This window comes from Rhizobium sp. BR 250 (assembly GCF_047445855.1).
Lineage (GTDB): Bacteria > Pseudomonadota > Alphaproteobacteria > Rhizobiales > Rhizobiaceae > Agrobacterium > Agrobacterium tumefaciens_I.
Genome location: NZ_JARWKW010000023.1, coordinates 17,451 through 39,840, shown reverse-complemented (window position 1 = coordinate 39,840; position 22,390 = coordinate 17,451). Strand labels below are relative to the sequence as shown.

General features: G+C 59.1%; 21 protein-coding genes and 1 tRNA gene. 13 read left to right on the top strand and 9 right to left on the bottom strand.

What is annotated here, in order from left to right:
• A partial coding sequence (locus QD336_RS23865; protein WP_499172408.1) for a flagellin occupies window positions 1-518 on the top strand: 518 nt, incomplete at its 5' end.
• A gap of 259 nt (window positions 519-777) precedes the next feature.
• Window positions 778-2,109 (top strand): flagellin N-terminal helical domain-containing protein, encoded by a 1,332-nt coding sequence (locus QD336_RS23860; RefSeq protein ID WP_499172407.1) that lies wholly within the window; start codon window positions 778-780, stop codon window positions 2,107-2,109.
• Between the two features lie 188 nt (window positions 2,110-2,297).
• Here QD336_RS23860 and QD336_RS23855 read toward each other — a convergent pair.
• Window positions 2,298-2,372, bottom strand: a tRNA-Thr gene (locus QD336_RS23855).
• Window positions 2,373-2,527: 155 nt separating this feature from the next.
• Between QD336_RS23855 and QD336_RS23850 the strand changes: the two genes are divergently transcribed.
• From QD336_RS23850 to QD336_RS23805, 10 genes are all read left to right on the top strand, one after another.
• Window positions 2,528-2,794 (top strand): hypothetical protein, encoded by a 267-nt coding sequence (locus QD336_RS23850; protein ID WP_499172406.1) that lies wholly within the window; start codon window positions 2,528-2,530, stop codon window positions 2,792-2,794.
• Between the two features lie 103 nt (window positions 2,795-2,897).
• Window positions 2,898-4,190: a UDP-N-acetylglucosamine 1-carboxyvinyltransferase gene (gene murA / locus QD336_RS23845; protein WP_269341945.1), complete on the top strand. Its 1,293-nt coding sequence runs from the start codon at window positions 2,898-2,900 to the stop codon at window positions 4,188-4,190.
• Between the two features lie 114 nt (window positions 4,191-4,304).
• A complete protein-coding gene (locus QD336_RS23840) occupies window positions 4,305-4,745 on the top strand; it encodes a DUF2948 family protein (RefSeq protein ID WP_269341943.1) in 441 nt (146 codons plus the stop codon).
• A 132-nt stretch (window positions 4,746-4,877) separates the two neighbouring features.
• Window positions 4,878-6,176, top strand: coding sequence for a histidinol dehydrogenase (gene hisD, locus QD336_RS23835; protein ID WP_499172405.1), 1,299 nt, complete (start codon window positions 4,878-4,880; stop codon window positions 6,174-6,176).
• A gap of 3 nt (window positions 6,177-6,179) precedes the next feature.
• Window positions 6,180-6,653 (top strand): UPF0262 family protein, encoded by a 474-nt coding sequence (locus tag QD336_RS23830; protein ID WP_269341939.1) that lies wholly within the window; start codon window positions 6,180-6,182, stop codon window positions 6,651-6,653.
• 2 nt (window positions 6,654-6,655) lie between these two features.
• A complete protein-coding gene (locus QD336_RS23825; RefSeq protein ID WP_269341937.1) occupies window positions 6,656-7,144 on the top strand; it encodes an arsenate-mycothiol transferase ArsC in 489 nt (162 codons plus the stop codon).
• Window positions 7,145-7,288: 144 nt separating this feature from the next.
• Window positions 7,289-7,507, top strand: a complete 219-nt coding sequence (infA, locus tag QD336_RS23820) for a translation initiation factor IF-1 (RefSeq protein WP_003503453.1) — start codon at window positions 7,289-7,291, stop codon at window positions 7,505-7,507.
• Between the two features lie 33 nt (window positions 7,508-7,540).
• On the top strand, window positions 7,541-8,164 hold the full coding sequence (locus QD336_RS23815; protein ID WP_499172404.1) for a Maf-like protein: 624 nt from the start codon (window positions 7,541-7,543) through the stop codon (window positions 8,162-8,164).
• Between the two features lie 3 nt (window positions 8,165-8,167).
• Window positions 8,168-8,395 carry a DNA gyrase inhibitor YacG gene (yacG, locus tag QD336_RS23810; protein ID WP_269341933.1) on the top strand — a complete coding sequence of 76 codons (228 nt, stop codon included), beginning with the start codon at window positions 8,168-8,170 and terminating at the stop codon, window positions 8,393-8,395.
• Window positions 8,396-8,599: 204 nt separating this feature from the next.
• On the top strand, window positions 8,600-9,436 hold the full coding sequence (locus QD336_RS23805; RefSeq protein WP_499172410.1) for a DUF6030 family protein: 837 nt from the start codon (window positions 8,600-8,602) through the stop codon (window positions 9,434-9,436).
• A gap of 12 nt (window positions 9,437-9,448) precedes the next feature.
• On the opposite strand, the gene galE is transcribed toward QD336_RS23805, so the two are convergent.
• The 3 genes from galE to mscL all read right to left on the bottom strand — a co-directional run bounded on the left by galE (window position 9,449) and on the right by mscL (window position 12,558).
• Window positions 9,449-10,480, bottom strand: coding sequence for a UDP-glucose 4-epimerase GalE (galE, locus tag QD336_RS23800; RefSeq protein WP_269341931.1), 1,032 nt, complete (start codon window positions 10,478-10,480; stop codon window positions 9,449-9,451).
• A 328-nt stretch (window positions 10,481-10,808) separates the two neighbouring features.
• Window positions 10,809-11,975 carry a pyridoxal phosphate-dependent aminotransferase gene (locus QD336_RS23795; protein WP_499172403.1) on the bottom strand — a complete coding sequence of 389 codons (1,167 nt, stop codon included), beginning with the start codon at window positions 11,973-11,975 and terminating at the stop codon, window positions 10,809-10,811.
• Window positions 11,976-12,129: 154 nt separating this feature from the next.
• On the bottom strand, window positions 12,130-12,558 hold the full coding sequence (gene mscL / locus QD336_RS23790) for a large conductance mechanosensitive channel protein MscL (RefSeq protein ID WP_499172401.1): 429 nt from the start codon (window positions 12,556-12,558) through the stop codon (window positions 12,130-12,132).
• 219 nt (window positions 12,559-12,777) lie between these two features.
• Between mscL and QD336_RS23785 the strand changes: the two genes are divergently transcribed.
• Window positions 12,778-16,287 carry a hybrid sensor histidine kinase/response regulator gene (locus tag QD336_RS23785; protein ID WP_499172400.1) on the top strand — a complete coding sequence of 1,170 codons (3,510 nt, stop codon included), beginning with the start codon at window positions 12,778-12,780 and terminating at the stop codon, window positions 16,285-16,287.
• Window positions 16,288-16,341: 54 nt separating this feature from the next.
• On the opposite strand, the gene QD336_RS23780 is transcribed toward QD336_RS23785, so the two are convergent.
• The 5 genes from QD336_RS23780 to cheT form a co-directional block, all read right to left on the bottom strand.
• Window positions 16,342-18,189, bottom strand: a complete 1,848-nt coding sequence (locus tag QD336_RS23780; RefSeq protein ID WP_499172399.1) for a methyl-accepting chemotaxis protein — start codon at window positions 18,187-18,189, stop codon at window positions 16,342-16,344.
• 147 nt (window positions 18,190-18,336) lie between these two features.
• Window positions 18,337-19,038, bottom strand: coding sequence for a transcriptional regulator VisR (gene visR, locus QD336_RS23775; protein WP_003522758.1), 702 nt, complete (start codon window positions 19,036-19,038; stop codon window positions 18,337-18,339).
• A 53-nt stretch (window positions 19,039-19,091) separates the two neighbouring features.
• Complete coding sequence (gene visN / locus QD336_RS23770; RefSeq protein WP_269341923.1) at window positions 19,092-19,823, bottom strand: transcriptional regulator VisN; 732 nt, start codon at window positions 19,821-19,823, stop codon at window positions 19,092-19,094.
• 370 nt (window positions 19,824-20,193) lie between these two features.
• On the bottom strand, window positions 20,194-21,876 hold the full coding sequence (gene fliF, locus QD336_RS23765; protein WP_499172398.1) for a flagellar basal-body MS-ring/collar protein FliF: 1,683 nt from the start codon (window positions 21,874-21,876) through the stop codon (window positions 20,194-20,196).
• A 130-nt stretch (window positions 21,877-22,006) separates the two neighbouring features.
• Window positions 22,007-22,390 (bottom strand): chemotaxis protein CheT, encoded by a 384-nt coding sequence (cheT, locus tag QD336_RS23760; RefSeq protein WP_269341921.1) that lies wholly within the window; start codon window positions 22,388-22,390, stop codon window positions 22,007-22,009.

Sequence of the window (22,390 nt, the reverse complement as noted above, 5' to 3'; positions counted from 1 at the left end):
CGGAAGGCGCAAACGGCGTCTGGAGCGACGGCACGGACTTCTACAAGCAGGTCGGCGAAAACAAGTGGCTGCAGACAACCGACGCCACTGGCGCAACGCTTGACGCTGCTGTTCCTGCCGCACTGACGACGATCGCAACCGTCTATGCTTCTGGCACCTCGGTTGTCAGCCTGGACATCACCAAGCTCGACACCATGAAGACCGCCTTCGGCCTGGCTGCGACCGCAAGCAACGAAGACGTTCTCGACCAGCTGATCTCGCATGTTGATGGCCAGCTCGAAGCAGCAACAAGCTCAGCCGCAGGCCTGGGTGCTGTGTCCTCTCGCCTTAAGCTGCAGGAAAACTTCGTTTCCAAGCTGTCCGACTCGATCGACAGCGGTATCGGCCGCCTCGTCGACGCCGAGATGAACGAAGAATCCACCAAGCTGAAGGCTCTGCAGACGCAGCAGCAGCTGGCGATCCAGTCGCTCTCCATCGCAAACAGCGACTCGCAGAACATCCTGTCGCTCTTCCGTTAATCCGAAGAGACCGTTCAAGACTGAAAAGCCGCGCTCCCAGCGCGGCTTTTTCCGTTATTGTTAAGAAAAATTATCGTTCCTTAATTTTTCCCTTCATTGATTTAGGCTTTGTTAACCATTCGCCGCCTAAAACCCTGTCATCGAAACGATTGGTTAACCAAGACGAAAAAGAGGTTAACAGGCATCAAGCCGCGCGATCGTTCCCGGTGACAATCCGGAATGTCCCTTTTCATTTCAGCCAATCAAGGGGCAAATAATTATGACCAGCATTTTGACGAACGTCGCGGCAATGGCCGCCCTGCAGACCCTTCGCGCCATCGGCAGCAGTATGGAAGAAACGCAGTCGCGGGTCTCCTCCGGCCTGCGCGTCAAGACGGCCTCCGACAATGCCGCCTACTGGTCGATCGCGACCACCATGCGCTCTGACAATGGTGCGCTTTCCGCCGTACAGGACGCCCTCGGCCTCGGCGCCGCAAAGGTTGACACTGCCTATTCCGCCATGGAAACCACGGTCGATGTCGTCAAGGAAATCAGCAAGAAGCTGGTTGCGGCTCGCGAAGCCGGTGTCGACAAGGCAAAAATCCAGGAAGAAATCAGCCAGCTTCAGGATCAGCTGAAGAGCATCGGCGAATCCGCTTCCTTCTCCGGCGAGAACTGGCTGAAGGGCAAGATCAGCGACGCCACCGGCAATCTGACGCCGATCACCAAGCAGGTTGTAGGTTCCTTTATCCGCGATAGCGCGGGCAATGTCGCGGTCAAGACCATCGATATTCAGGTCGACAACAAGACCGCGCTTTTCGACACGACGACGGGTACGACGAAAAACGGCATTCTCGACAGTGCCGCTTATTATTCCGACACCGGCGCTCTGAAGCAGTTCGCGATCACCACGACAACTGCCGGCGTATCCACAACCACACTTCATACCGCAAAGGTGTTTACCGAAGCCCAAATGCTGGCTTTCCCGTCGGGCACGACAACCACGGTTTCGACTGTGGATGCAACGACCGGTCTTGTTACCGTTGCTGCGGCAACAGCAACAGAAGATAACGGCACCTACTTCAAGATCGGTGAAAACTCCGCCGGTGAAGCCCTGTATGTCAAGGCAAACAACACTGCCCCCGCTGCCGGCACCACTGTAACCGCAATCGGTACGGGTGGCTCGTCCAACAACGAAATCTATCTCGAAACCGCTGCCACCGATTCGCAGATGGCCCAGAAGCTCAACTATTCGCTGATCGACCTCGACATCACCAAACACCTCAGCGGACTGACGGATGCCAACGGTCAAGCGCTGACCGACAATGACGGCCTCGACAACATGATCCAGTTTGTCAACACCCAACTGGAATCGGTTATCAGCGCGAGCGCCGATCTCGGTTCCATCAAGATGCGCCTCGATCTGCAGGAAGACTTCATTTCGAAGTTGACCGACTCCATCGACAGCGGCATCGGCCGTCTCGTTGATGCGGACATGAATGAAGAATCCACAAGGCTCAAGGCTCTCCAGACGCAGCAGCAGCTGGCGATCCAGTCGCTCTCCATCGCCAATACCAGCTCCGAAAATATCCTGTCGCTATTCCGTCAGTAAGCGGCGCCCGATGGCTACGGGCGGTTTCGTCCCGCTCTGGCAGCAACAGAATATTCGGACAGGAAACCGCGCTTCGCAAGAGGCGCGGTTTTCCACATTTGCTGCCGTCGGCATGGTGCGCGCATGATCATGTCGCGAATAGGCGTCGGCCAGACAATTGCATAAACATTTGAAATCGTGGGGAAGAATGGTGCTGCTAGAGAGATTTGAACTCTCGGCCTCTCCCTTACCAAGGGAGTGCTCTACCCCTGAGCTATAGCAGCATCCGGTGCCGAAGCGTTTGCTTCAGCATCAAGCGTGGCGGCCTATTGCCATAGGTTTTTGACGAGCGCAAGTCGCAAAACGATATTCTTCATCACACGGAGCAAAAAACCGTGCCCCCTGTTGAAAAATGCATTTTTCAGATATTGCTGAATCTATGAACGAACATCATGACAAACAGGCAAGGGCAGCGGTTTCCGTGGACGTTTCGCAAGAAACGTCGGCCGTGGCGGCAAACGGTAACATGCAGGCCGGTCCCGGCGAAAAGGCGCGCCTGCGCGAGGCGGAGCGCAAGGCACGGGCGGCGAAGAAGCTTCGTGAAAACCTCCTGAAGCGCAAACAGCAGGTTCGTGCGCGCCGCGCAGGCGATGCGGACGAGACAATTGGCCTGCCTGCCGCAAAAACGGACGAATCATCCTCATAGAGAATTCATCAGCATAAAATTGAAACGCCGTGGAAATTCGTCTAAGGACGCGCATTTCCGCAAGGCACGATAAAGAAAGGCGGGCACAGGCCCGTAGGGACGCATGGATCGCATCAGAATTACGGGTGGCAACAAGCTCAACGGCATCATTCCCATCTCCGGCGCAAAAAACGCCGCCCTGCCGTTGATGATCGCATCGCTTCTGACCAGCGACACGCTGACGCTCGAAAACGTGCCGCATCTGGCAGACGTGGAGCAGCTCATCCGTATCCTCGGCAATCATGGCGTCGATATTTCCGTCAATGGCCGCCGCGAAAGCCAGGCCGAGGCCTATTCCCGCACCGTGCATTTCACCTGCCGCACCATTGTCGACACCACAGCCCCTTACGAGCTGGTTTCGAAGATGCGCGCGAGCTTCTGGGTCATCGGCCCGCTTCTGGCGCGTGAGGGCCGCGCCCGCGTTTCCCTGCCCGGCGGCTGCGCCATCGGCACGCGCCCGGTCGACCTCTTCATCGAGGGACTTGAAGCGCTTGGCGCGACGATGGAGATCGACGGCGGTTACATCAACGCCACGGCCCCCAAGGGCGGCCTGATCGGCGCCGTCTACACCTTCCCGAAAGTCTCCGTCGGCGCGACGCATGTGATGCTGATGGCCGCAAGCCTTGCGCGCGGCACCACCGTCATCCACAACGCCGCCCGTGAGCCGGAAGTGGTCGATCTGGCGCACTGCCTGATCGCCATGGGCGCGAAGATCGAAGGCGCCGGCACCTCCACCATCACCATCGAAGGCGTCACCTCGCTTTCCGGCGCGCGCCACCGGGTTCTGCCGGACCGTATCGAAACCGGCACCTATGCCATGGCTGTCGCCATGGCCGGCGGCGACGTGGTGCTGGAAGGCACAAGCGCATCGCTGCTCGACAATGCGCTCGACACGCTGCGCCTTGCCGGTGCGACAATCAGCGAAACGGAAACCGGCCTGCGCGTCGTGCGCAACGGCAATGGTATCCAGCCGGTCGATATCGTCACGGAGCCCTTCCCCGGCTTCCCCACCGATCTTCAGGCACAGTTCATGGCGCTGATGACCCGTTCGCAGGGTGTTTCGCACATTACCGAGACCATCTTTGAAAACCGCTTCATGCATGTGCAGGAACTTGCCCGTCTCGGCGCGAAGATTTCGCTCTCCGGCCAGATGGCCCGCATCGAAGGCGTTTCCCGCCTGAAGGGCGCACCGGTCATGGCAACCGATCTGCGCGCTTCCGTGTCGCTGGTCATTGCCGGCCTGGTGGCGGAAGGCGAGACCATGGTTTCGCGCGTCTATCACCTTGATCGCGGCTTCGAACGGCTCGAAGAAAAGCTCACCCGCTGTGGCGCACTGGTCGAACGCGTCAGCGATTGATCCTTTCATCGCCGCTCATCCGTTTTCTACCCGTTGCAGAGTGGGCCCGGACTGCCTATTTCCAGTATAAGTCATGGAAATAGCGGTCCGCACCGCAGAAGAAGGAAGAAAACAATGAGCGGCCTGAAATTGCTGGCGCTGGATACCGAAGATCTCTCCGTCATTTCGACGCATATGCAGGACAGCGTCTTCAAGCTGAAGGACGTTGCCTTCGAGCCGAAGCACGGCCAGTTCACACTGTCTGCCAATCGTTTCGTCTGGGAAAGCGCCGATAAGAAGAACCTGCCGCCGGAGCGCTGCCGCAGCGTGGTTTTCTTGAAACGCGTCTCCGCCGTTCGTTCGCAATCAATCAATCTGACGGACAGGGAGCAGGTGCTTTCGCTTCTCGCGATGCGCTTCACACCGAATGGCGAAGGTCCCGATGGCCTCGTCGAGCTGGCGCTTTCGGGTGGCGGCACCATCGCGCTTGATGTCGAATGCATCGAGGCGCAGCTGACCGATGTGAGCGGCGCCTGGGAAACCACGACCAAACCGCATCATCCCGACGGCGAATAAACGTTGCGAGCCTTCGCAACGGTTGCCTTTCCTTGCCGTTTCGATTTATGCCACTTACCAGAGCTGCAATTCTCTGCGGCAAGTTCGTGCACCTCGCGGGATCGCCCGCGGGGACAATGAAAGGGTAATGGCGTGGCAATCTGGCTGGAGCGGGCATCGGCTGATTTCGAACAGAAATTCGCTGCCTTCCTGACAACCAAGAGAGAAGTTTCCGAAGACGTCAACGCGACCGTTCGCGACATCATCAACGATGTCCGCCATCGCGGCGATGCGGCCCTTGCCCATTATTCCCAGAAATTCGACGGCATCGATTTTGCCAGGGTTTCGATGCGTGTCACGGCGGCTGAGATCGATGCGGCCTCTGCCTCCATCGACAGGAGCGTGATCGAGGCGCTCGAACTCGCAGCCCGGCGCATCGAAAAACACCATGCGCGGCAGATGCCGAAGGACGATATTTACGAAGACGATATCGGCGTCGGTCTCGGCTCGCGCTGGACGGCCATAGAGGCCGTGGGTCTTTATGTGCCGGGCGGTACCGCCAGCTATCCAAGCTCGGTGCTGATGAACGCCGTGCCGGCCAAGGTCGCCGGTGTCGAACGTATCGTCATGGTCGTGCCGGCGAACGGCGGCGCGGTCAATCCGGCCGTGCTGGCCGCCGCGCGCATTGCGGGCGTCGAGGAGATCTACCGTATCGGCGGCGCGCAGGCCGTCGCAGCACTCGCCTATGGCACGGAAACCATCGCGCCGGTCGCCAAGATCGTCGGCCCCGGCAACGCCTATGTGGCGGCTGCCAAGCGGCAGGTCTTCGGCACCGTCGGCATCGACATGATCGCCGGGCCTTCCGAAGTGCTTGTCATTGCCGACAAGGATAATGACCCGGACTGGCTGGCCGCCGATCTTCTGGCGCAGGCGGAGCATGATCGCGGTGCCCAATCCATCCTCATCACCGACAACGCCGAACTCGGCAAGGCGGTGGAGGCAGCCGTCGAGCGTCAGTTGAAGCGCCTGTCTCGTTCCGAGACGGCGGCGGCGAGCTGGGCGGATTTCGGCGCGATCATTCTGGTCGAAAAGCTCACCGACGCCATTCCGCTCGCCAACCGCATTGCCGCCGAGCATCTGGAGCTTGCGGTCGACGATCCGGACGCGCTGATGGCCCAAATCCGTAATGCCGGCGCGATCTTCGTCGGACGCCACACGCCGGAGGTGATCGGTGATTATGTCGGCGGTTCGAACCATGTTCTGCCGACGGCGCGCTCTGCGCGCTTTTCCTCCGGCCTTTCGGTGCTGGATTTCGTCAAGCGCACCTCCATTCTGCGGCTCAGGCCTGAGCAGTTGCGCCAGCTTGCGCCGGCGGCGATCACCCTTGCCCTCTCCGAGGGGCTGGACGCGCATGCGCGCTCGGTCTCCATTCGCCTCAATCCGGAAAGTTAAGCGATGGCTTCAGGCGATTTCCGGCTCTGCGACGTGGTACTGGACGACAGCATCGGCCGGTCCACGCCCGATGTGGAGCATGAACGCGCCGTCGCCATTTTCGACCTGATCGAAGAAAACACCTTTGAGCCGCTCGGCCATACCGGCGGGCCATACCGGCTGCACATCTCGCTGGTCGATGCCAAGCTGGTCTTTTCGATCCGCACCGAAGACGAGAAGGATGTCGCGACCCATATTCTGTCGCTGACGCCGTTCCGCCGCATCATCAAGGATTATTTCCTGATCTGCGAAAGCTATTACGAGGCGATCCGCTCTTCGACGCCCAGCCAGATCGAGGCGATCGACATGGGCAGGCGCGGTATTCACAATGATGGCTCGCAGACGCTGATGGACCGGCTTTCCGGTAAGATCAACGTGGATTTCGATACCGCGCGCCGGCTCTTCACCCTTGTCTGCGTGCTTTATTGGCGGGGTTAGAGATGAACGATCCTGCCGCAGCGCCAAACGAGGGACGAGCGCCCAAATCGGTCCTCTTCATGTGCGGCATGAACTCCATCCGTTCCCCCATGGCGGAGGTCATCGCCAAACGGCTGGTGGCGCCCGGCATCTACATACAGTCGGCCGGGGTCAGGGCCGGCGAACGCGATCCCTTCGTGGATGCGGTGCTGGAAGAGCAGGGATTTTCGCTCGGCAAACACAAGCCGCGCACTCTGGACGAGATCGAGGATGATTTTTTCGATCTGATCATTACATTGACACCCGAAGCCCATCACGCCGCGCTGGAACTGACGCGCTCGAATTCTCTCGACGTGGTCTATTGGCCGACCATGGATCCGACGGTGGTCACCGGCACGCGCGAACAGATTCTCGATGCCTATCGCGAGGTGCGGGACCATCTTGCCAGGCTGATCTCGGAACGCCTGCCGAGACGGCAACAGCCAGTGGCGGATACGCTTTCAAAAGACTGAAAATAGCCCCCGCCTCGCGAAAATCGGTACTGATTTTCAAGCCGATGCTTTAGAGGTTCACAAATGTGCCGGGATTGTGTAGTTTCCGCGCAATTTTCCCGGACATGACACATCCGGCACTATCAACAGGAAGAAAACCCTTACATGACAAAAGAAGAAGTCCTTGAATTCCCGGGCATCGTAACCGAATTGCTGCCGAACGCAACATTCCGCGTGAAGCTTGAGAACGACCACGAAATCATTGCCCACACGGCAGGCCGCATGCGCAAGAACCGTATCCGCGTTCTGGCAGGCGACAAGGTGCTGGTTGAAATGACGCCTTACGACCTTACCAAGGGCCGCATCACCTACCGCTTCAAGTAATCCACCTTTCGTATCGGACGCCCGGGCAGCGCAATGACCAATTCAAAACAAAAGCTCGTTCTGGCATCCGGTTCGCCGCGGCGTCTGGAACTGCTGCATCAGATCGGTGTCGAGCCGGCACGTCTTATGCCGATGGATATCGACGAGACGCCTGTGAAGCTCGAACATCCGCGCACGCTCTGCCGCCGTCTGTCATTGCAGAAGGCGGAAGCCGCGCAGGCGGCGCTGAAGAACGAGCAGGCGTGGAAAGACGCCTATGTTCTCGGTTCCGATACCGTGGTCGCCGTGGGGCGCCGTATCGTCGGCAAGGCGGAATATACCGAGGATGCCTCTGCGGCGCTGCATCTTCTCTCGGGGCGTAGCCATTGGGTTTATACCGGCATCTGCCTCGTGACACCCGGCGGCAAAGTGCGCCAGAAGGTGGCGGAGACCAAGGTGCGTTTCAAGCGCCTCTCCACGCGCGAGATCGATGCCTATATCGCCTCCGGGCAATGGCGTGGCAAGGCGGGTGCCTATGGCATACAGGGTATTGCCGGCGCATTCGTTCAGAAGCTGACCGGTTCCTACACCAACGTCGTGGGCCTGCCGCTTTATGAGACCATGTCGCTTCTTTCCGGCGAAGGATTTGAGGTGACGCCGGGCTGGCTTGAGGGATAGGCCATGGCGAAATCCCCCACCGAAAGCACCGGAAAAGTCACGCCGCTTCGCAAATCCCAGCCATGCCCTGAATGCGGCCGGCCGTCGACGCGGGAAGACTATCCTTTCTGTTCGGATCGCTGCCGCTCGCTCGATCTCGCCCGCTGGCTGAATGGCGCCTACGCCATTCCCGTTGCGGACGATGAAAGCAGCGCCGGTGGGCAGGACACAGGCAAGAATAACGCCGAATAACCTTAGGCACCGCCGGAAACTCCGGCGGTGGATTGCATATTATTTTCAGAGCTCGCGTATTTCCGGGAAGAGTGGACCCAGGCTTTCCATCCGGAAATGCGAAACGCTCTAACACTTGTAATTTATTCACGGGGCTGCCCACGGCCCACAAGCAATATTCAAAACCGGCTGACGCTTCTCCCCGACAGCCTTTAGGGCCCCATGATGGACGCAGGCCTGCAAAAAAGAGTAAGCCTTGGCGCGCTACTGTTTGCGGTATTCGCGGTTTGTATCGCCATATTGGCGACGGTGCTGCTTGCCAATGACAGTAAACATCTCAACAGCCTTCTGACCCATTTCAATCTGACACCCGTCACGCGCTCCGCCGAAGCGCCGCCGAAAACGAAGCCCGCCAAGCGGCAGAAATCCACCGCCAGAAAGGTGTATCTGCCACCGCACCTGCTGAAATTCGAACAGAAGGGCGACAGGGCATCCTTTGCCCGCGACTTCGTTCTTTCCGGCAAGGACCTTTGCGACCGTTTTACCGCCACGGGCTTTTCCAACCCGCAGGGCTGGCATGCCGGTCCGGTCAACATCCGCAACTTCGAATGCATGGCCGATCTCGTGGCAGGAAAGGCGGCAGACCCGGCGGAACAAGCATCGCTTTTTCTTGAAATCAGGGGCGAGGCGTCCGGCGAGGTTCGCTCCATCAGGATGAAGGCCGTTGCGCCCAAAACGCCGGACGGCGCCACTATTCTCGCCAAGCTCGATGAGGCGCTCAGCATGATCGTCGGACAAACCCGCTTTGCCGACCTTGCAAGCATGATAGAGCCGGCACGCGGGATGCAGCCCTATCAGGCACAGCACTTCGGTATTTCGGTTTCCGTAAAACCGGAACCGACCGCACCGCATCGCCTGAACATGATCTTGCTCGCAAGCGAACAATCGCCGGGAGTGAAGCTGACACGCCAGTTTTTCGACAGGGACCGCTGGCTTCGCCCCGCCGCCGCATCGGATCGGCCGGTCCTCTATCCTGCCGTCAGGAGAAACCGCGCCTTGTGAACGAAGGGCGGCTCAGCCTATGGCCGCCAGTTTGCGGCGGATCGGTGGTATCCTGTCGCTTTGCTGGGCCTGACGTTTGGCTTCCCACTGCAGCGCGGTGCGAACGATGGTCGCCAGATCGTTGAAGCGAGGACGCCAGCCGAGTTCCGACTGGATACGCGCCGAATCTGCCACCATGGCCGCAATATCGCCCGCACGGCGCGGACGGTGGATGATCGGGAAATCGCATTCCGATTCCCGCTGAACGGCCTGCAGAACGTCCAGCACCGAATAACCGACACCGTAACCGCAATTCAGCGTTCGCGTGCCGCCGCCGGCGCGCAGATGCGCCATGGCCAGCATATGCGCGTCGATGAGATCGCTGACATGAATATAGTCGCGAACGCCGGTTCCGTCGGCGGTCGGGTAATCCGTACCGTAAACCTCCACCTGGTCACGACGGCCGGTTGCTGCTTCACACGCTACCTTGATGAGGTTTGCAACGCCCGTTGGTGAAGGCCCGGCGCGGCCCTGCGGGTCGGCTCCGGCGACGTTGAAATAACGCAGCGCCACATAGTTGAAATCATGCGCCTGCACGACGTCGCGCAGCATGATTTCAGAAGCGAGTTTCGACAGGCCGTAGGGATTTTCCGGGCTCAGGATCGCCGTTTCAGGAACGGGGCCGTCAAAGGGCTGGTTTCCATAGACGGCGGCCGTCGAAGAGAAGATAAAATTACGGATGCCGTTGCGGACCGCCGCCGCAACAAGCGCGCGGGTCGTCCCGGTATTGTTTTCGTAATATTCCAGCGGCTGGCTGATCGACTCGGGAACGCTGACCGAGCCTGCAAAGTGGAAGATGGTCTCGATCTGGTTTTCTTCGAAAATCTGGTCGAGCAAGGCGCGGTCCGCCGCTTCGCCCAGATAAAAACGCGCCGCCGGCGCAACGGCCCAGCGCGACCCCGTGGAAAGCCGGTCGACAACAACGACCTCTTCCCCGGCATCGAGCAAAGCCCACACCATATGGCTTCCTATATAACCGGCCCCACCGGTAACCAGCACCGCCATGACACTACTTCCCTGTTTGTTTTTCTTGAGCCCATCAAAGCCAATAATTCTTCATCATTGATTACTTGCACAGCGAATACGCGACCGATCCCCCACCCCATTAAAAAGGTGGCTTACGATTGGTTAGCGCAATGAAGTGCTTTTTATTTATTTATGAAAATGTTCTCATAAGTGGAACAAAATGCGCATATCACAGAAAATCCCCCACGTCGATGGTTGCGCCGTGGGGTTGCAGTTTTAGGACTTCGCTGTGATTTTGTTGCCGATTTCCCTACCGCAGCGCGATACCCGGCGCGGCAGGGAAAACCATTGCAAGGAAGATCGAGACTTACCTGCCGAGGATGTAAGAAGCCAGCCGATCGGCCGCATCTTCTATCTGCTTTGGGTTGCGCAGGAAGCAGGCGCGCAGGAACAGTTCGCCTCCCGGACCGAAGGCCGTGCCGGGTGCGAGGCCGACGCCAGTCTTGTCGACGATATCGAGCGCCGTGGCGCGGCTGTCGGTGACACCGTCGATCTTGAGGAAGGCATAAAGGGCGCCGTCTGGTTTCAGGGTTTCCACACGGTTGGTGGCGATCAGCGCGTCGCAGAGAATGTCGCGGGAGGTCAAAGCGCGTTCGTAATTCTCGCGGATAAAACCATCACCATGGTCGAGGGCGGCGACCGCGCCGCGCTGCATGAATTGCGCCACGCCGGAGGTGGAGTATTGAATGAGGTTTTCGATCACCTGGCCGATGGCCGGCGGCGCAACAAGCCAGCCGACACGCCAGCCGGTCATGGACCAGTTCTTCGAGAAGGAATTGGCGAAGACGATCTTGTCATCGGGCTCCATCACGTCGAGGAAGGATGGCGCACGGCTGCCGGCATAGTGATAAAGCGCATAGATTTCGTCGGCGACGATCCACAGATCGTGTTTGCGGGCAAGCGTCAGAACATCGCGGAGATTATCGCGCGTTGCCGTCCACCCCGTGGGGTTGGAGGGCGTGTTGATGAAAAGCGCCTTCGTCTTGCCGGTGATTGCGCTTTCCAGCCTGTTGATATCGAGATCCCAGCGGCCATCGCGGAAATCGATGCCGACCGGAACCGCCTTAGCGCCGGCCACACCGATGGCAGCGACGATATTGGGCCATGTGGGTGAGAGATACACCATCTCGTCGCCCGGTGAGGTGAGCGCCTGCACGGCAAGCACGATCGCCTGCATGCCGGAACCGGTGGCATAAAAATGCTCCGGCGGCAGCGACGTTGCGAAATGCCGTTCGTAATAACGGCTCAGCGCCTGCCGCAGTTCGGGAATGCCGCGCTGCCAGGTATAGAAGGTTTCGCCATTGTTCAGCCCATCGATGGCGGCCTGATTGATGAAGTCAGGGCTCGGCAGATCACCCTCGCCGACCCAGAGCGGCAGGAGATTGTCCCGCCCCCGGGCATAATTCACGACTTCGACAATGCCGCTCTCGGGAGCCGCCAGAGAGCGCGCACTCAGACTGTTCAAAATGGACATTAAAGACACTCCGTTTGGTGCCTTCTTATCGCATCGGACCAGCCATGTGCATGATATTCCGTGAGGCGAACATGGATTTTCTTTATGGATCATCCCCGGCCAGAACCCGCCGGCCATGCGGGCCGGCAGATCACGCCGGGGATTGGTCCCGGTCTCAGCGCGTCTTCAGCAGATCGCGGATTTCGGTGAGGAGCTTGACGTCTTCCGGCGGCGGAGCTGCTTCCGGCTTTTCCTCAACCTTCTTGCGTTCAACCGAATCACGAAGCTTGTTGACGCCCTTGACCATCAGGAAAATGATCCAGGCCAGGATGAGGAAGTTGATGAGAACCGTCAGAAAGTTGCCGTAAGCGAAGACGGCACCCTGATCACGGGCGGCGGCGAGCGAGGTGGCGTTGACGTTTGCGCTCAGCGGCAGGAAGTAGTTCGAGAAGTCGAACCCGCCGAAAATAGCGCCGACGATCGGCATGATGAGATCGTTGACGACGGAATCGACGATCTTGCTGAAAGCCGCACCGATGATAACACCCACGGCCAGGTCCATGACATTGCCGCGGGCGATGAAGGTTTTAAATTCGTTAAGCATTCAGATTGTCCCTCTCTCCTGCTTCGCGAGCTGAAGCTATGTGACTGTCCCTACAGGTTGAACCATATAGGTTCCGGGCCTCGTTTGGAATCCGGCGTGATTGCATTTGTTGGCTTTTTTGCACGCTGATCTTGAACTTTATGATCAGACCGCGCTCATTCTCAACGCTGCGGAATTCGCCTATGCTCATATTCAGGAATTCTTGCATGGGGAGGATGCGTGCTTCCTGGGTGGATCATATTCGGCTCGGCCTTCGCTTATATCCTGCTGCTGTTTGCGGTCGCGAGCTACGGGGACAGGAAAAGCCGTGAAAGAAACGCGCCGAAAAAGGGGCGTCCGTTCGTCTATGCGCTGAGCCTCGCCATTTATTGCACCTCCTGGACCTATTTCGGCGGTGTGGGGCTTGCAGCCGATAAAGGTCTTGAATTCCTCGGCATTTATACCGGCCCCATCCTTGCCTTCACCCTCGGCATGCCGATCATCCGACGCATCGTCGATCTCGCCAAGACGGAAAAGCTGACCTCGGTTGCGGATTTCATCGCTGCCCGTTACGGCAAGAACTCCACTGTGGCGATGATTGTCGCCATCATCGCGCTTGTCGGTGCCATTCCCTATATCGCGCTGCAGCTGAAAGCGGTTTCCAGCTCCGTGGCGACGATGGTCGATCCCGGCGATTACGGTATCGGCAGCGGCAATCTTTATTTCCTCGACCTGCCGCTGGTCGTCACCCTCGTCATGGCCGGCTTCGCCGTCATGTTCGGCACCCGCCACACGGATGCCACCGAACACCAGGACGGGCTCATTCTGGCGATTTCGATGGAATCGCTGGTCAAGCTGGTTGCCATGTGCACGGTCGGCTTTTACGTGCTCTTCGTGCTCTTCGACGGCCCCGCGCATCTGTGGCAGCTCGCGACGAACAATGAGCAGGCCATGCGGGCCATCTCGTATCACACGCCTATCAGCCGCTGGATCGTGATGACGCTGCTCTCCGGCTTCGCCATAATCCTGCTGCCGCGCCAGTTCCACGTCACGGTGGTGGAAAACCGCACGCCGGAAGAGCTGCGCATGGCGGGGTTCCTGCTGCCGCTCTATCTCATCGCCATCAACATCTTCGTGCTGCCGATCGCACTCGCCGGCATTCTGACGCTGGGCGCCAATGGCGATGCCGATCTCTACGTGCTGCAACTGCCGCTCAATCATCAGATGCCGGTCGTTTCGCTGATCACCTTCATCGGCGGTTTTTCGGCGGCGACGGCAATGGTGATCGTCGCTTCGGTGGCGCTGTCGATCATGATTTCCAACGACATCGTCATGCCGATCTTCCTGCGGCAGAAACTGCTCAACCGCTCGCCGCACCGGGACGACTTCGCCAAGACGCTGCTCAACATCCGCAGGACGGCGATCTTTGCGGTGCTGCTCCTGGGTTACGGATATTACCGCGCCGCAGACAGCGCCACGGGGCTCGCCTCCATCGGTCTCCTCGCATTTGCCGCCATCGCCCAGATGGCCCCTGCCCTGTTCGGCGGGTTGTTCTGGCGGCGTGCCAATGCCCGCGGCGCAATAGCGGGTCTCAGTTCAGGCTTTTTCGTCTGGGCCTATCTGCTGTTCCTGCCGAGCTTCGGTGGGCCTGACAATTCCGAGGTCGCGGCGAATATTCTTGGCTTCCTGTTCTCCGGCAGCACGGTGTTCAACGGCCCAGAGGCCGACCCATTCGTGAATGCGGTGATCCTCAGCCTGCTCGTCAACAGCCTCGCCTTTGTTCTGGGTTCGCTCTCGCGCAATCCCCGGCCGGTGGAACGCATCCAGTCCGGCATTTTCGTCAAGCGCCATTCGAAATCGCAATTCGCCACGCGCGGCTGGAAAACCCGCGTCAGCGTCGGCGATCTGAAAAGCGCGATTGCCCGTTATCTCGGGGAAGAGCGCATGCTGCGCTCGCTTGCGACCTATGAAAAGACGGCGGGCAGGAAACTGAATGACGAGCAGCCGGCGGATATGGCGCTGATCCATTTCTCCGAACAATTGCTGGGCAGCGCCATCGGCTCCTCCTCCGCCCGCCTCGTCCTCTCGATCATTCTCCAGAAGGCGGAAGATACGAGCGCGGACACGGCCTGGCTGCTCGATCAGGCAAGCGAAGCCCTGCAATATAATCAGGACATGCTGCAGACGGCGCTGGCGCAGATGGATCAGGGCATTGCCGTTTTCGACAGTTCGCAGCAGCTGACCATCTGGAACCGGCGTTTCCGCACCCTGCTGGATCTGCCGGAACAATTCGGACAGGTGGGCCTGCCGCTGACCGACATCGTCACCATGTTGCAGGAGCGCGGCGACATGCCCCCCGGCGACACGAATGAGCTGATCACCAGTTTCCTGACCATGGATCTGCCCTTTTCACTGGTGCTGGCGGGTGGTGAGCGCATCATCGAGGTGCGCTCCAACACCATGCCGGACAAGGGCATCGTCGCCACCTTCACCGATATCACCCAGCGTGTGGCAAGCGATCAGGCGCTGAAACAGGCGAATGAAACGCTGGAGCAGCGGGTGGAGGAACGCACTGTCGAACTGACCCGCGTCAACCGTGCGCTGGCGGAAGCGAGAGCGGCGGCCGATGAGGCCAATATTGGCAAGACGCGGTTCTTCGCCGCCGCCGGTCACGATATTCTCCAGCCGCTGAATGCCGCCCGCCTCTATTCCTCCTCGCTGGTCGAACGACTTGGCGCCTCGGGAGAAAGCGATCTCGTTCACAATATCGATTCGGCACTGGAATCGGTGGAAACCATTCTCGGCGCCGTTCTCGATATTTCCCGCCTCGACACCGGTTCGATGAAGGCGCGCATGACATCCGTGCCGCTCAATGAGCTATTGAAACGCATCGAGACCGATTTCGCGCCGATGGCGCAGGAGAAGAACCTCGATCTCGTCGTCATGCCCACCTCGCTCACGGTGCGTTCCGATCCCAATCTGTTGCGGCGGCTGATACAGAACCTCGTCTCCAACGCCATCAAATATACGCTTGAGGGTAAGGTGGTCGTCGGCGCGCGCCGCCGGGGTGACGAAGTCGTCATTCAGGTGACGGATTCCGGCATCGGCATTCCCGCCTCCAAATTCCGCATTGTGTTCAAGGAATTCGCCCGCCTGGATGAAGGCGCAAAAACCGCTTCAGGCCTCGGGCTCGGTCTTTCCATCGTCGACCGCCTGTCGCGCATGCTGCACCATCCGGTGCAACTCATTTCCACCCCCGGTAAAGGCACGACCTTCCGCATCCATCTGCCGCGCGAAGCAGACCGTCTTGCTCCTGTCAGAGCAGAGGGCGGAATAATCAGCCCCGCAGCAAGCGACCGCCTTCAGGGCATCCGGGTGCTGTGCATAGATAACGAGCCGAAAATCCTCGAGGGCATGACGTTGCTTTTGACGGGATGGGGTTGCGAGGTCTTGCCCGCTGGTTCCGTGGCGGCGCTGGAAGAACCCTTCCTCACTCTGGCCGCAGCCCCGGATGTCATCATCGCCGACTATCATCTGGGCGATGGCGACGGTATCAGCGCCATCCGCCTCATCAGGACATTTTACGGCAAGGCGATCCCTGCCCTCTTAGTGACGGCGGATCGCAGCCCGGAAGTGCGCAGCGATGCCGAAAAATACGGGATTTCCGTGCAGCACAAGCCGGTCAAGCCGGCGGCCCTGCGTGCCTATATCAACCAGATATCCAGCACGGCCCGGGCCGCAGCCGAATAGAAACTCCCGGACCTTGCGATCCGGGAGCCGCATTGACCTTCGAAAACAGACGTATCAGGCCGCCCGGTTCAATCGAGCGGAACCGGCCGCAGACCCCTGTTCCATCTGGAACCGCTGTACCAGATCGAGCAGCGCTTCCACTTCGCCGGAAAGCACCCGGCTGGCGGCGCTCGACTGCTCGGCAAGCGCTGCATTCTGCTGCGTCATCTGGTCCATCTGGTTGACGGAGCCGTTGACATTGTGAAGCGCGGAGGACTGGTCCTGCGTTGCCGTCGCGATGGTTTCGACATGCTGGCTGACGGTCACGATCTGCCGGCTGATGGCGGAAAGAACCGTGCCCGCCTCCTGCACCAGTTTCGAGCCGGAGCTGACTTCATGGGTCGACTGATTGATGAGCTGCTTGATTTCGCGGGCCGCGTCGGCGGAGCGCTGGGCAAGCTCGCGTACTTCCTGCGCCACGACGGCAAAGCCCTTGCCAGCCTCACCCGCACGCGCCGCCTCGATGCCGGCATTGAGCGCAAGAAGGTTGGTCTGGAAGGCGATATCGTCGATGACCTCGATGATCTGCTCGATCTTGCGCGAGGCGTCTTCGATGCGACCCATGGCGTCGACGGCATTGCTGACGACCGAACCGGAACTGTCGGCGCTCTGCTTGGTGGCCCGCACGGCCTCATTGGCCTCACGCGCCCGCTCGGCAGACGATCTGACGGTTGCGGTGATTTCTTCGACAGCGGCGGCGGTCTCCTCCAGCGAAGCGGCCTGATTTTCGGTGCGCTTCGACAGATCGACGGACGACTGTTCGATTTCAAGACCGCTATGCTGGATGACGAGCGTGCGCTCACGAATCTGTCCCAGCGCATCGCGCAGGTTGAGCAGGGATTCGTTGAAATCCGTGCGCAGCCGGTCAAGGCGACCGGAGAAGGGTGTCTCGATCGTGCGGCTCAGATCACCGCGCGAAAGCCTGCCGAGGCCGGAGGCAATCTCGCCCACCGCAAACTCGATCTGGCTGTCCAGTTCACGCTTTTCGGTATCGTTGCGATAACGTTCGGACTCGGCCGCGGAGCGTTCCTCAGCACTTTTGCCCTCGATCGCCAGCTTCTCAACCGCATTCTCACGGAAAATCACCAGAGCGCGGGCGATATTGCCGAATTCATTGACGTTGGTCGCATAGGGGATCGGTGTTTCGAGATTACCGTCCGAAAGAGATTTCACTGCATCCGTCAGCTTGCTGAGCGGCTGAAGCGTGCGCTTGATGACGAAATAGGCGAGCAAGCCGACGCCAAGCATCGCAAGCGAACCGCACAGCAGCATCATATCGCGCAGGCTGTAAATCTGGGCATCATACACATCCATGGGCACGCCCACGAACAGGATGCCGACGGGTGCGCCGGTCTTGTTCGTGACAGGCATGTAACCGGTCATGTAGCTGGTGCCGAACAGCGTGGCGGTGCCAAAATAAGCCTCACCCTTGGAGACTTTTTCGAAAGCCGGATGATCGGTGGCAAGCTTGGTGCCCGCTGCTCTTTCACCCTTCTCGTTCTTCAGATTGGTGGTCAGTCGAATGAATTCGCCGGCCTTGGCTTCAAAAACCGTGGAGATACCGCCGTTACCGGCTGCGGTGCGGTCCACGAGATCATTGTCGCGCATCGTTCCGATGCTGGCGCGGCCCACACTTTTCAGGTCACCATCCACCATTTCGAGAGCAACGCCGCCGACCTTCATTTCGTAAAGGATAGCCATGCTGCGCATCGCGCCATGCGTATCACGCAGCGCGGTGGTGATGATGTTATCCTTCAAACGAATGTAGGTCGAAAAACCAACTGCCGCCACGCTGAGCGTGATCAAACCGATCGTCAGCACGACGACCTTACCAGCAACGGACTTAAAGAGCCGGTTGTGCATGAAACAGTTCCCCAAAGCCAAACTTATAAAAAGTTCTAGTTGGCAACTGTTAAAAAAACGCGAAGTGCCGATGGCGCCTTTTAGGGGAGTGCAAAAGCCCAGCCGGCGTTTGACCGGCTTAAGGGGACGGGAGAACCCCGTCCACCATTAATGGATGTAACCGAGCCGGATAGCCTTGGCGATCGCCTGGATGCGATTGACGGAATCAAGCTTGATCGTCGCCGAGCCGAGATAGGCATTGACGGTGTGCACCGAAAGCCCGAGCTTCACCGCGATCTCTTCGCTGATACGACCATCTCCCGCCAGTTGCAGGCAGGCGATTTCCCTCTCGCTCAGGGCTTCCGAGGGTGCTGCCTTGCGTTCGTCGAGCGCCAGCATGTCCACCATGATCTCGCAGCATTTGATGTGCTGTTCAATCACGACCTCATTGTCGAGAACGAGGTTGGTGCCGCAGAAAACGATGTAGCCATTGCCGATGGTGCCGAGCCGCACCGGCAGCGCCAGCCCCGCATAGGGCAACGTATCGTTCTCGATGCGGCGCAGGAGTGCGGGCACATCGGGAAGATCGGCAAAGCCGCCGGCATTCTTGTTGCGCCAGATGACCGGCAGGAGCGATGTCTCGATATGATCGAGAAGAATGTCGCCGACAGCGCGGATGAACTGCGCGCTCTGCTCGGCGGCGTTCATGCCCCAGTTTTCCAGCTCGCAGGTCAGCTTCTTCTTGTTCGGGAAACCGGAAGCGGCCGCCTTCGTCACCACGAAATTGCGCGCGCCGACCAGCTTCTGCATGGCGACGAGCTTCGGAAACAGGTCCGACCGGCTCGTCACGACAGGGCTGCGGTAAAACATGCCCGTTTGACCTGAACCCTCATTGTCTTTCGTCTGTACCATCCGTCCGACCATTATACGAGGTTGTTGCGCACGGCGTAGGCAATTGCCTCCGAGCGGGTTTTTGTGGCGGTTTTACGCATCACGCTTGTGATGTAATTATTGATCGTATTGCGTGAAATGCCAAGGATCATCGCAATTTCATCGCTTGTCTTGCCTTCCGCGATCCAGAAAAGGCACTCGAGTTCGCGCTCGGTGAGATCGATATCGCGCACGGCCTTTGCTTCGCTGGCAATGCCGAAGCTGACGCAATAACCCGTCAGCAGGGCGATTTCACGCAGGCGCTCCGGTGAAGGAACCGCCTCTTCCGGAAACAGCAGCAGAAGGGAAAGACGGATACGGCCCACGCAGAAGGAGAGCGCCGAATATTGCCTGTCGATGCCGTAGGGCACCGAAACATCGTCCGGAAGGAAAAGCAATCGCGGCTGCAGGAGCGAAAGGCATTTCTCCATTTCGCTCGACCGGTTCTGGCTGTTGGCGAGTTCAATGCCAAGCCTGCGGACCAGATCGAAAGGCCAGTCGGATGTGACGATGAATTTCAGCCCGGTTTCTTCGAGAAGATCGTCCCGCGCCAGCAGATAATGCGAGGCGCCGGCATAGGTTACGAGCAGATCCAGTGCGCCTGCAACGTTACCGGCAGCAGCCGTGGCTGCGACGTTTTTGGCAAGCTGATCGCGCGGCAAGGGCTTACCCATGCCCTCCATAGGCTTGGCAGATAGCCTGCGGATATCAACATCGACTTTCAATCGCCTACGCCCTCTTGCTCCCAGCGGGAGATTATACATCGGGATGGAATCATTCCATTCAAGAAGCTTACCAAAATGGGATGGCGCGCCCCCGGAGACCGAATCATTTCATTTTATGGAACCGACCGGAATTTGCCATTACCTGACAACAGCCTTTCCACGTATTTCCTTGTTCGTCTATTGCTAAAAAAACATACTGAAAAGCTGTTCAATCCATAAACGGCATTCTCAGCCAATTCCCAGCAAACTGTATCGTTGCTGAATTTTTTGTAAACACTGTCCCGAAACGAGATTGCCACGATGTGCCCGCCAAGCATAGCAAAAACCCCAAAAACAGAAAAAAGGCCGGGTAAAACCGGCCTTTTTGTCATTATGCTGCTTTTTCGATCGCCCATTTGCGCAGGATCTTGGCGGCTCGCTCCTCGCTGATTTCCACCATGCGGGAGAGCCTGCGTTCCGGTCCTTCGCGAACCCGGCGATTGAATGTGCCCTCGCTGTCGCCGCCCGCCAGAAGATCGTCGGTGCTGTCGAAGCCGAAGTCCGCCCCGAAACCTTCCATGAGACCGCCGGCGCCCGCATCCATGCCGGGAGAGAAGTCCGGCAATTCCAGACCGGCGGCTTCCTGGCTGAGCTGACCCGCAGCCGCGCCATTGCCGGCAACCGTGCGAACCAGAGGACGTACACCGAGCCAGACGACGAGGAAGGCAACAGCGACGAAGGCGAGCGAGTTGATGATGCCTGCCGAATTGCGGCTCAGCACTTCCATGATGCCCGGTCCGCTGGCAGCCTCGTCAAGCAGCTGCGTTTCCAGGAAGTCCATCGCCGTCAGCGTGACCATGTCGCCGCGATCGGAAGAAATGCCCGCCGCCGAGGTGACGATCTTCTGCATTTCCGCGAGATAGGCATCGACCTTGGCCTGATCGGCGGGTTCGCCGACCATCTTGGCAATGCGACCCTTGTTGACGACCACGGCAACCGAGATCTTCTCGACGGTATAGCCGTTCTTGACCGTGGCGACCGTCTTGGAATTGATCTCGTAGTTGGTCTGCTCTTCCTTCTTGGCCGACTGGTCGGAAGACTGCGGACCGCCACCACCGCCCTGAGGCGCGGCCTGCGGCACGTTCTGCTCCACCGTCGCGGCCGTGTCGGGCTGCGTTTCCTGGGATTTCTGGTCTTCCTTCACCGTGCGAACGGAACGCTCCACACGCGATTCCGGATCATAGACGGTTTCCTGGATCTGGCGGCTGTCGGTATTGATCTGCGCCGTCACGCTGGAGCGGAAATTGTCCATGCCGAGGAAAGGTGCCAGCGCCTTGTCGATATTGGTTTCGATTTCCTGCTGAACGTTCTGCGCCAGCGTCAGCGAACGGTTCATTGCCGCATTGGTGACGTCGTCACCGGACGCCAGAAGCTGGCCGGTCGAATCGAGCAGCGTCACGTCATCGACTTCGAGGCCGGGAACGGCCGAGGCGACAAGGTGACGAATGGAGGCGGAGGCCTTGCGGCCGGCGGATGCGCTCGCGCGGATCATGACCGATGCGGTGGGCTTCTGTTCGCCGCGGCGGAAATTACCGACATCCGGCATGACGATATGGACACGTGCGGCCGCAATCCCGTCGATCTGCTGGATGGAGCGGCCGATCTCACCCTCGAGGGCGCGAACGCGCGTCACTTCCTGCATGAAGGAGGTCAGGCCAAGCGAACCGACATTGTCGAAAAGTTCATAACCGGCATTGGCGCTGTCGGGCAAGCCACGTTCGGCCAGAAGCAGCCGCGCCTTGCTCGTGAGGCCAACGGGAACCTGAAGGCTGGAACCATCGGTCCCCACCTGAAAGTCCAGACCCGATTCGGCGAGCGCAATGCTGATCTTGTTGAGGTCGCTTTTTTCAAGACCCACATAGAGGGTCTCGTAAGCAGGACGGTTCACATAAAGCGCTGCGGCCAGGATAATGGCCATGGACAGAACGCCCACGCCGCCCAGCATCAGCAGCCGTGTCTGGCCCAGAGACGCGACATTCTTCAAGACCTGAGGGATTTGATTTAACAGATTCATTCTGTTCCGCACCGTCATTCATAGAGTCCGAGACCTTTTGGCCCCGTAGTGACAATAGGGTGCGAAGCTTGCGCGAGCGTTGCCTTCCTCCGCATCCCGCGAAGGAAAGGAACATCGGCGGAAATGCGGTCTAGAACAGGTCGAAGTCGCCGGAAGCCTTGTCGAGCGGCTGGGAATGGCCATGGCGGAAGGCCGCGCCGAGCGCCTTCTGCATTTCCGCAAGCTTGACGAGGCTGAGTGCAGTGGAGACATCCACGAACCAGTCCGCGGGGATGGAACCGGTGATGGTGTCGATGAATTCGGCAAGGCCGCGGGTTTTCTGGACGGCGAGGTCGATGCCCTGCAACAGCTTGACGCCTTCGCTCGACAATTGACCGCTGGTCACTTCGAGCAGCTGCGGCTCGATGCGTTCGATGAGATAGGCGACATCGTGCAGTTCCGATACCACCCGCATCAGAACATCCGGCAGGGCTTCTTCGAACGGAGTGGTGGCGGTGTGCTCTGCAAGCTGCAT

Bases quoted from the DNA above. Each gene is read 5' to 3' on its own strand.
- QD336_RS23860 (WP_499172407.1), top strand. From the start codon at position 778: ATGACCAGCATTTTGACGAACGTCGCGGCAATGGCCGCCCTGCAGACC.
- QD336_RS23850 (WP_499172406.1), top strand. From the start codon at position 2,528: ATGAACGAACATCATGACAAACAGGCAAGGGCAGCGGTTTCCGTGGAC.
- murA (WP_269341945.1), top strand. From the start codon at position 2,898: ATGGATCGCATCAGAATTACGGGTGGCAACAAGCTCAACGGCATCATT.
- QD336_RS23840 (WP_269341943.1), top strand. From the start codon at position 4,305: ATGAGCGGCCTGAAATTGCTGGCGCTGGATACCGAAGATCTCTCCGTC.
- QD336_RS23830 (WP_269341939.1), top strand. From the start codon at position 6,180: ATGGCTTCAGGCGATTTCCGGCTCTGCGACGTGGTACTGGACGACAGC.
- QD336_RS23825 (WP_269341937.1), top strand. From the start codon at position 6,656: ATGAACGATCCTGCCGCAGCGCCAAACGAGGGACGAGCGCCCAAATCG.
- infA (WP_003503453.1), top strand. From the start codon at position 7,289: ATGACAAAAGAAGAAGTCCTTGAATTCCCGGGCATCGTAACCGAATTG.
- QD336_RS23815 (WP_499172404.1), top strand. From the start codon at position 7,541: ATGACCAATTCAAAACAAAAGCTCGTTCTGGCATCCGGTTCGCCGCGG.
- yacG (WP_269341933.1), top strand. From the start codon at position 8,168: ATGGCGAAATCCCCCACCGAAAGCACCGGAAAAGTCACGCCGCTTCGC.
- QD336_RS23805 (WP_499172410.1), top strand. From the start codon at position 8,600: ATGGACGCAGGCCTGCAAAAAAGAGTAAGCCTTGGCGCGCTACTGTTT.
- galE (WP_269341931.1), bottom strand. From the start codon at position 10,480: ATGGCGGTGCTGGTTACCGGTGGGGCCGGTTATATAGGAAGCCATATG.
- QD336_RS23795 (WP_499172403.1), bottom strand. From the start codon at position 11,975: ATGTCCATTTTGAACAGTCTGAGTGCGCGCTCTCTGGCGGCTCCCGAG.
- mscL (WP_499172401.1), bottom strand. From the start codon at position 12,558: ATGCTTAACGAATTTAAAACCTTCATCGCCCGCGGCAATGTCATGGAC.
- QD336_RS23780 (WP_499172399.1), bottom strand. From the start codon at position 18,189: ATGCACAACCGGCTCTTTAAGTCCGTTGCTGGTAAGGTCGTCGTGCTG.
- visR (WP_003522758.1), bottom strand. From the start codon at position 19,038: ATGTTTTACCGCAGCCCTGTCGTGACGAGCCGGTCGGACCTGTTTCCG.
- fliF (WP_499172398.1), bottom strand. From the start codon at position 21,876: ATGAATCTGTTAAATCAAATCCCTCAGGTCTTGAAGAATGTCGCGTCT.
- cheT (WP_269341921.1), bottom strand. From the start codon at position 22,390: ATGCAGCTTGCAGAGCACACCGCCACCACTCCGTTCGAAGAAGCCCTG.